General features: G+C 44.5%; 7 protein-coding genes. All 7 read left to right on the forward strand.

Annotated elements, in window-relative coordinates; translation table 11 throughout:
• Positions 1–3,042 (forward strand): FimV/HubP family polar landmark protein (locus BCU12_RS22850; protein ID WP_277871299.1); only part of this gene is annotated, 3,042 nt, incomplete at its 5' end.
• A gap of 111 nt (positions 3,043–3,153) precedes the next feature.
• The gene (gene truA / locus BCU12_RS22855; RefSeq protein ID WP_102407070.1) at positions 3,154–3,948 is read left to right on the forward strand and encodes a tRNA pseudouridine(38-40) synthase TruA; all 795 of its coding nucleotides are present in this window, start codon (positions 3,154–3,156) and stop codon (positions 3,946–3,948) included.
• A 173-nt stretch (positions 3,949–4,121) separates the two neighbouring features.
• The gene (gene accD, locus BCU12_RS22860) at positions 4,122–5,048 is read left to right on the forward strand and encodes an acetyl-CoA carboxylase, carboxyltransferase subunit beta (protein ID WP_102407072.1); all 927 of its coding nucleotides are present in this window, start codon (positions 4,122–4,124) and stop codon (positions 5,046–5,048) included.
• Positions 5,049–5,091: 43 nt separating this feature from the next.
• On the forward strand, positions 5,092–6,357 hold the full coding sequence (gene folC / locus BCU12_RS22865) for a bifunctional tetrahydrofolate synthase/dihydrofolate synthase (RefSeq protein WP_102407074.1): 1,266 nt from the start codon (positions 5,092–5,094) through the stop codon (positions 6,355–6,357).
• A complete protein-coding gene (locus BCU12_RS22870) occupies positions 6,358–6,900 on the forward strand; it encodes an SPOR domain-containing protein (protein ID WP_102407076.1) in 543 nt (180 codons plus the stop codon).
• Between the two features lie 61 nt (positions 6,901–6,961).
• Positions 6,962–7,450 carry a CvpA family protein gene (locus BCU12_RS22875; protein WP_102407078.1) on the forward strand — a complete coding sequence of 163 codons (489 nt, stop codon included), beginning with the start codon at positions 6,962–6,964 and terminating at the stop codon, positions 7,448–7,450.
• A 36-nt stretch (positions 7,451–7,486) separates the two neighbouring features.
• Positions 7,487–9,001 (forward strand): amidophosphoribosyltransferase, encoded by a 1,515-nt coding sequence (purF, locus tag BCU12_RS22880; protein ID WP_102407080.1) that lies wholly within the window; start codon positions 7,487–7,489, stop codon positions 8,999–9,001.
• The last annotated feature ends 103 nt before the right edge of the window (positions 9,002–9,104 follow it).

Genomic DNA, 9,104 nt, shown 5'->3' on the forward strand with positions numbered 1-9,104 from the left:
GAGCCAGAGCCAGAGCCATCGTCAACAGCAGTACCAAACGAGTTTGGCATTCCTAGTGACGACGACTGGTTAACCGGTGAGGAATTTGATGGTCCTAAAACTGAAGCCGAAAGTATTTTAGCGAGTGAAGAAACGTCAGAGGATTCTGAGCTTGAAGATCTAGACTCTATCGACTTTAACGAATCGTCTGAAGAAGAGCCCTTAGCAGAACCATTAAGCGATGAAGCGCTATCGGATTTAGCCGAAGAGTCTGTAGAACAACCACAAGATATTTCCGGTGTAGCAGAAAGCTCACAGGAGCCAGTCGTTTCCGATGAGTTAGCGGATGTTCAGCTAGACTCTGAGCTGTCAGACCTTGATTCGATTGATGCATTGAATCTGGATGATTTAGATCTACCTTCATTCACTGAAGAAGATGCCTTAGCGGAATCTTCGGGTGATGACGCGTTACCAGATTTAGTCGAAGAGCCCGCAGAGCAACCGCAAGATATTTCTGATGCGGTAGATACAGGCGTAGAGAGCTCACCCGAGCCAGTCGATTCAAATGAGTTAGCAGATTCCCAGTCAGATTTTGAGCAGTCAGAGCTTGAACCGTTGGAACTTGATTCGGTTGATACATTGGTTCTCGATGATTTAGATCTGCCTTCGTTCACTGAAGACGATGCCTTAGCGGAATCTTCGGACGATGAGGTATTACCGGATTTAGCAGAAGAGTCTTCCGAACAACCACAAGATATTTCCGATGCGGTAGAGACAGACGTTGAAAGCTCATCCGAGACAGCCAATTCAGATGAATTAGCGGACGCTCAGTCAGAATTTGAGCAGCTAGATCCTGAGTCGGAACTTGATTCGGTTGATGCATTGGATCTCGATGATTTAGATCTTCCGTCGTTCACTGAAGAAGATGCCTTAGCAGAGTCTTTGGGTGATGAGGCATTACCGGATTTAGAACAAGAGCTTTCCGAACAACCACAAGATATTTCCGATGCGTTAGAGGCGGACGTTGAAAGCTCATCCGAGCCAGTCGTTTCTGATGAGTTAGCGGATTCTCAGTCAGATTTTGAGCAGTCAGATCTTGAATCGTTGGAACTTGATTCGGTTGATGCACTGGATATGGATGATTTAGACCTGCCGTCGTTCACTGAAGAGGATGCCTTAGCGGAATCTTCGGGTGATGACGCGTTACCAGATTTAGCCGAAGAGCCTGCAGAGCAACCGCAAGATATTTCTGATGCGGTAGATACAGGCGTAGAGAGTTCACCGGAGTCATCTGATTCAGATGAATTAGCTGACGTTCAGTCAGATCTTGAGCAGTCAGAGCTTGAACCGTTGGAATTTGATTCGGTTGATACACTGGATCTCGATGATTTAGATTTGCCTTCGTTCACCGAAGAAGATGCCTTAGCGGATTCTTTGGGCGATGACACTTTACCGGATTTAGTCGAAGAGTCTGTAGAACAACCACAAGATATTTCTGGTGCGGTAGAGGCAGATGTTGAGAACTCATCTGAGCCAGCCGTTTCCGATGAGATAGTGGACGCTCAGCCAGATCTTGAGCAGTCAGACCTTGAGCCGTTGGAACTTGATTCGGTTGAGACACTGGATCTGGATGATTTAGACCTACCGTCGTTCACTGAAGAAGATGCCTTAGCGGAATCTTTGGGTGATAACGCGTTACCAGATTTAGTAGAAGAGACTGCAGAGCAACCGCAAGATATTTCTGATGATGTAGAGACAGATGTTGAAAGAACACTGGAGCCAGTCGTTTCCGATGAGTTAGCGGATGCTCAGTCAGGTTTTGAGCAGTCAGAGCTTGAACCGTTGGAACTTGATTCGGTTGATACACTGGATCTGGATGATTTAGACCTACCGTCGTTCACTGAAGAAGATGCCTTAGCGGAATCTTCGGTTGATGACCCGTTACCGGATTTAGCAGAAGAGTCTTTCGAACAACCACAAGACACTTCCGATGTGGTTGAGACAGACGTTGAAAGCTCATCCGAGCCAGCCGTTTCCGGTGAGTTAACGAATGTTCAGACAGATCTTGAGCAGTCTGATCATGAAGAAGCACTTTCTCAAGAAAACACTGTACCGGAAACTTTCGATGCGTCAGATCTCCCCGAATATAGTGAAGAAGATGCTCTTGCAGATATGCAAGTTGAAGCGGAACAATCTGAAGATGTGAGTGAACCCACGGAAGAGGTTGAGCCTGCTACATTTGAGGAGTTTGAACTTCCTGAATACAGCGAAGAAGATGCACTGGCGGACATGCCTGTTGAGTCAGGCAGCAAAGCGCTTGATGAATCATTAACTATAGAGCAAATTGAAGAGGCTAATAAGGATTCGCGGTCATCAGTTCCTGAAACAGAGCAAGATGCGCTGTTTGACATCTTCCAAGCCCAAAATTTGGATTCTTTGTCTCGTGATGAGTTTGACGAGAATACACTCGGTGAACTTCTTTCTGAATCAGAAGACTCGTTGGGTTCAGAATCCTTTTCTTTTGACACCGCTATTGATACTGAAACGTCAGACAGCGCTGGCTTAGATATAGACGCAATGCTTGAAGTCGGTGGTGAAGACTGGAATGGTTTTAGTCTTTCGCCAGAACAGCAAGCCAGTATTCCAAGCGATATTCCAGCTGAAGAGCAAGCCGTTTGGAGTGATGCTAATAAGCCTGAGCAGGCGATAGTCTCTGATGAGAACTGGGAGCACCAAGATGGCTTAGATGCGAATACCGACCAGTATCGAACGATTGATGAGCTAATGGCAGAAGTGGATAGTGAAGAAGACATTTCACCTGATGATGAAGAATTGAACTTGAATGTTGGCCTAGATGAGTTTCCTGACGTGATTGGTGATATTGGATTCGAAGATGTCGATAACAATGCCGAAGCGGTTGGAAAGTTGGATCTAGCCAAAATCTATATGGAGATGAATGACGCTCAAGGTGCGATTAAACTTTTAGAAGAGGCGATCGTTGACGGCTCTGACAGTATTAGGCAGGAAGCAAAAAGTCTAATCGATGCCATACGAAAAGCATAGAACGTGAAGTGTCAATTAGAGGTAGCTTAGCTGCCTCTTTTTCTCTCTGAGATTAGAAATTTTCTCTTATAGGTATTATAATCTGCGACCCAAAATTGAGAGCGAAAGAACATGAGAATTGCACTGTGTGTTGAGTATGATGGCAGCAAGTATTACGGCTGGCAGCGTCAAAAGGATGTAATAAGTGTTCAAGAAGAGCTGGAAAAGTCACTCAGTGTTATCGCTAATCATCCGGTTGAAGTTCAATGTGCAGGCAGAACGGATTCAGGCGTTCATGGTACAGGGCAGATAGTACATTTTGATACCGATGCTGTACGTCAGCCTGCAGCCTGGTCTATGGGAGCAAATGCTCACCTTCCTAGAGACATATCCGTTCGCTGGGCGCATATTGTGGATGATGAGTTTCATGCACGATTTACCGCGACGGCACGTCGTTACCGTTACGTGATTTTTAATCATGCTTTAAGGCCAGCGATCCTGGCGTCAGGTGTGAGTCATTATCACGGCGATCTAGACGTAAAAAAAATGCACGAGGCCGGTCAATACTTGATAGGTGAGAAAGACTTCACGTCCTTTAGAGCCACGCATTGTCAATCACGCAGCCCATGGCGTAATATCATGCATCTAGATGTGACTCGTCACGGTCATTATGTCGTTATAGATATAAAGGCAAATGCTTTTGTACACCATATGGTGAGAAACATTACAGGCAGCTTAATCACGGTCGGGAAAGGCGAAAAAGACCCGCAGTGGATAGAGAGCCTGTTAGAAGCTAAAGACAGAAAGCAAGCCTCAGCTACCGCTAAAGCAGAAGGTTTATATTTGATTGATGTAGATTATCCAGAACACTATCAGCTGCCTAGAGCGCCTATTGGTCCTCTTTTCTTGCCTGATGTTTTGAGTTAATGTTTGAATAGAGTCAATTTTTGAACACTTTATACGTGAGACATCGATACAGGAAATAGGTACAACCAGTTTTTTGTCTACAGTTGGCATTTAATATGCTTTAATCCTTCACGCATAAATCCCAAATTTGTTTCTTACGTAATTAGGCGTAAGACTAGATAGAAAGGTCTTCCATGAGTTGGCTTGAAAAGATATTAGAAAAAAGCAACATTGTTAGTTCTCGCAAAGCGTCGATCCCTGAAGGTGTATGGACGAAATGTACCTCATGTGAACAGGTTTTGTATCACGCAGAATTAGAGCGTAACTTTGAAGTTTGCCCTAAGTGTGACCACCATATGAGAATGAAAGCGCGTCGTCGCTTAGAAACCTTCCTCGATGCTGACAACAGAGTCGAGTTGGCCAATGAATTAGAGCCAAGAGACAAGCTTAAGTTTAAAGATTCAAAGCGCTATAAAGATCGTATTTCTGCTGCTCAAAAAAACAGTGGTGAGAAAGACGCATTGATCGTGATGCAAGGTGAGCTTTTAGGCATGCCTCTAGTAGCGTGTGCCTTTGAGTTTTCTTTCATGGGTGGTTCAATGGGTTCTGTCGTTGGCGCGCGTTTTGTTCGTGCTGTTGACGCTGCAATCGAGAATAACTGTGGTTTGGTGTGTTTTTCCGCAAGTGGTGGCGCACGTATGCAAGAGGCTCTGATGTCTCTAATGCAAATGGCGAAAACCAGTGCAGCGCTCGAGCGTTTATCGTCTAAAGGCTTGCCGTTTATCTCAGTTATGACAGATCCAACAATGGGTGGTGTCTCTGCAAGTCTTGCTATGCTCGGTGACGTCAACATTGGTGAACCTAAAGCATTGATCGGTTTTGCTGGTCGTCGTGTTATAGAACAAACAGTTCGAGAAGATCTTCCAGAAGGTTTCCAACGCAGCGAATTCCTATTAGAGCATGGTGCTATTGATATGATCGTTGATCGTCGCGAAATGCGTCAACGCGTGGGAAGTTTGATCGCGAAATTGACGAACCGTAAGTCACCATTAGTAGTTTCTGTGAACGATTCTCCAAACGAAGAGACATATCAAGTACCAGAAGCTTCAGAAAAAGGTTAAAGTAGTCACTAACAATAGACCACCGAACTTTGGTTGTAGTTAGATGACCCATAACCCAATTCCTCAAGCCACATCTCCTTTACCGATGTGGCTTGATTACTTATCCAACATACATAGTTCCGCCATCGATTTAGGTTTAGATCGCGTTCAAGCGGTTGCTCAATCAGCCGAACTTACCAAACCAGCCCCCACTGTAATCACTGTTGCCGGTACTAATGGCAAGGGATCAACGTGCGCCATAATGGAAGCTATTTTACTCGATGCTGGATACAGCGTTGGTGTGTATAGCTCTCCTCACCTTATTCGTTATAACGAACGTGTTCGTATTAATGGTTTAGATCTTAGCGATGAGAAGCACTGCCAATCTTTTGATTTTATCGAAAAGGCGCGCGGTGATATTAGTCTGAGTTTTTTTGAATACGGTACGTTGGCGGCTTTACGAGCTTTCCAAATGGAAAGAGTCGATGTCGTACTGCTAGAAGTTGGCTTAGGTGGGCGTTTAGATGCTACAAATGTTGTTGATCATGACGTATCAGTTATTACAAGCCTGGCCGTTGACCACGTTGATTGGCTCGGTGATGACATTAATGTTATAGGCTTTGAAAAAGCGGGAATTTATCGCTCGAATCGCCCGGCAATCTGTGGCCAGCCAAAGCCCCCAGCAACGGTGGCTGCCCATGCGGATGATATTGGTGCTCAATTCCATCAGGTTGGAATACAATTTCAATACGAGAAAGAAAGCGATACGATATGGCGTTGGAGCAGTGGCACATTTGAACTCGAAGATTTACCTATTCCGAGCTTACCGTTAGCGAACGCAGCAACAGCTCTGATGGCGTTGGCAACTGCTGAACTGGATCTGAGTGACGTCAATATTGTAAATGGATTGAAATCAGCGCAATTGCCAGGCCGCATGCAGGTAATTTCAACCAGTCCTACTATCGTTCTGGATGTCGCTCATAATCCTCACTCTGCTCAGTATCTCGTCTCATCCATTCAACAGCAGTATCCCGACCGAGTGATCCACGCGGTTGTTGCAATGCTGCATGACAAAGATATTGAAACAACATTAAGTGAACTGGGTGAGATAGTCACGCATTGGTATCCAGCGTCATTAGAAGGGCCTAGGGCTGCGACTGCAGATGAACTCTATGCTCATCTGCCTCAAGCTAAAGATAAGTTTAATAGCCCTGTAGAGGCATTTAATCGCGCATTGACACAGGCTGATGTAGAAGATGTCATCATCGTGGTGGGTTCATTTCACACTGTCGGCGAAGTATTAGAGCACTGGCAGGAAAAAGGAGAGTAAATGGCAAGCAAGTTTCAAAGCCGCTTAGTCGGTACTGTAATTCTAGTTGCTGTGGGTATTATTGTATTGCCTGATCTTTTAGACGGCGAGAAACAGCATTATCAGGAAGATGTTGCGAGTATTCCAATTAAACCTGAATTAGATAGTGAAATGGAAGTCTTCGAGTTACTTGATCCTGTTGAAGAGCAAATAGCGTTGCCAGACTCTCCGGTTGAAGTCGTTCTTGATGCACAAACGCCTGAGACTGAGACAGATGAACCACTCCCTGTAGTGATAAATGAAGTATCAGAAAAAAATGATTATCAAGACAGTGCTTGGATCATTCAATTGATGGCATTGAAGAATGCGGATAATGCAGCGACTCTTGTGAAGGATTTACAAAAGAGAGGCTATCAGGCTCATATGAAGAAAGAGAATGACTTCACTCGGGTGATTATCGGTCCAGATGTCTCCAAAAGTAAACTTGAGCAACAATTGGTTGAACTGCAAAAAATTACCGGTTCAAATGGCCGATTGCTTAAATTTAAACCACTAAACCCATAAGAAAACGTTTGCGTCAGCATTTTTTCTGTTAAAATGCGCGCCAACTTAAGATGAAGAAAACATGAATTGGTTAGATATTGTCATTTTAGGGGTGATCGGGCTATCAGCTTTGATCAGTTTAGTTCGCGGTTTTGCGAAAGAAGCATTGTCGTTAGTTATCTGGTGTGGCGCGTTTTTTATCGCCAGTCAGTATTACGCAAAATTGGCTGTTTATTTCACTAATTTTGAAGATGACTTGTTTCGAAATGGAGCCGCAATAGCAGCGTTGTTTGTTGCGACTTTAATTGTTGGTGCGTTAGTGAACTACGTTATCGCTCAATTGGTCGAAAAAACAGGCCTATCTGGCACAGACCGAGTTTTAGGTGTGGTGTTCGGTGGGTTAAGAGGTGTATTAATCGTCTCTGCAGCGTTGTTCTTTATGGATGCATTTACGTCCGCTAAACATACAGAGTGGTGGGAAGCGTCGCAGTTAGTTCCTGAGTTTAAACTCATTATTGAGCCGTTTTTCGAACACTTACAAGTAACATCAACTTTTTTATCTGGTGCTTGATAGCACCAGCAATTGTCGATAATCGAGGATTAGGCCATGTGTGGTATTGTTGGAATCGTGGGTGCAACGCCTGTAAACCAGTCTATTTATGATGCATTGACTGTGTTGCAGCATCGTGGCCAAGATGCCGCGGGTATTTGTACCATAGAAAGCAATCGTTTCCGTCTGCGTAAGGCGAACGGTTTAGTGAAAGACGTATTTGAAACAAAACACATGCAGCGCCTACAAGGAACAGTGGGTATTGGGCATGTACGTTACCCAACCGCGGGTAGCTCTAGCGCTTCGGAAGCTCAACCATTTTACGTAAACTCTCCATTTGGTATTACTCTTGCTCACAACGGCAACTTAACAAATGCGCATAAAGTTCGTGAGAAGCTAGCAGAGAAAGACCGTCGTCATATCAATACAACTTCTGATTCTGAAGTTCTGCTTAATGTGCTTGCGCATGAGATTGATATGGTGAAAGGCAATGTCACTTCTGAAGATGTATTTCGCGCGGTGACGAACGTCCACAGAACGATTCGCGGTGCTTATGCCGTTGTTGCTATGATCATCGGTCATGGAATGATTGCATTCAGAGACCCAAATGGTATTCGTCCGTTATGTCTAGGTAAGCGTGAAATAGACGGTCGCACAGAATACATGGTTGCCTCTGAATCCGTTGCACTTGACGCTGTTGGTTACGATTTTGTTCGTGATGTTGCTCCTGGTGAAGCCATTTACGCGACATTCGATGGTCAGCTATTTACTGAGCAGTGTGCAGATAACCCTATTCTGAATCCTTGTTTGTTTGAGTTTGTCTATTTTTCTCGTCCAGACTCCTTCATCGACAAAATCTCTGTTTACAGTGCTCGTGTTGAAATGGGTAAAAAGCTGGGTGAACGCATCAAAGAAGAATATGCTCACCTTGATATCGATGTCGTTATCCCTATTCCAGAAACGTCTTGCGATATTGCACTTCAAATCGCTCAAGCGATTGATATTCCATACCGACAAGGTTTTGTGAAGAACCGTTATGTAGGCCGTACATTCATCATGCCGGGCCAACAACAGCGTAAGAAGTCGGTTCGACGTAAACTCAATGCGATTCGCTCTGAGTTTAAGGGTAAGAATGTTCTTCTTGTCGATGATTCAATCGTTCGCGGTACAACGTCAGAGCAAATCATTGAAATGGCTCGAGACTCGGGTGCTAAGAAAGTATTCATGGTATCGGCTGCGCCTGAAATTCGCTTCCCTAATGTATACGGCATAGACATGCCTAGTGCGGTAGAACTGATTGCTCATGGTCGTGATAATGATGCAATTTGTAAGCAAATTGGCGCTGATGAACTTATCTTCCAGACTCTAGATGATTTGGTTGATGCGGTTGGCCTTGGCAATACAGACATCGCCCGCTTCGAATCATCCGTATTCAGTGGTGAGTATGTCACCGGCGATATTGACCAAACTTACCTTGATTACCTAGAGTCTTTGCGCAGTGATGATGCAAAGATGGAAGTGGAAATCCAGCAAGAGTTTGCGAACTTAGATATTCATAATGAAGGGGCATAGCCCAAATATCTGAGATACCTTTCTTCTTGAAACAAGCAGAATAAACGATAAAGGCTTCCCAATCGGGAAGCCTTTTTTATTTAATGCCAAGCCAAGCCAAGCC

The organism is Vibrio sp. 10N.261.55.A7, from assembly GCF_002877365.1.
Classification (GTDB): domain Bacteria; phylum Pseudomonadota; class Gammaproteobacteria; order Enterobacterales; family Vibrionaceae; genus Vibrio.

Bases quoted from the DNA above. Each gene is read 5' to 3' on its own strand.
- accD (WP_102407072.1), top strand. From the start codon at position 4,122: ATGAGTTGGCTTGAAAAGATATTAGAAAAAAGCAACATTGTTAGTTCT.
- purF (WP_102407080.1), top strand. From the start codon at position 7,487: ATGTGTGGTATTGTTGGAATCGTGGGTGCAACGCCTGTAAACCAGTCT.
- truA (WP_102407070.1), top strand. From the start codon at position 3,154: ATGAGAATTGCACTGTGTGTTGAGTATGATGGCAGCAAGTATTACGGC.
- BCU12_RS22875 (WP_102407078.1), top strand. From the start codon at position 6,962: ATGAATTGGTTAGATATTGTCATTTTAGGGGTGATCGGGCTATCAGCT.
- BCU12_RS22870 (WP_102407076.1), top strand. From the start codon at position 6,358: ATGGCAAGCAAGTTTCAAAGCCGCTTAGTCGGTACTGTAATTCTAGTT.
- folC (WP_102407074.1), top strand. From the start codon at position 5,092: ATGACCCATAACCCAATTCCTCAAGCCACATCTCCTTTACCGATGTGG.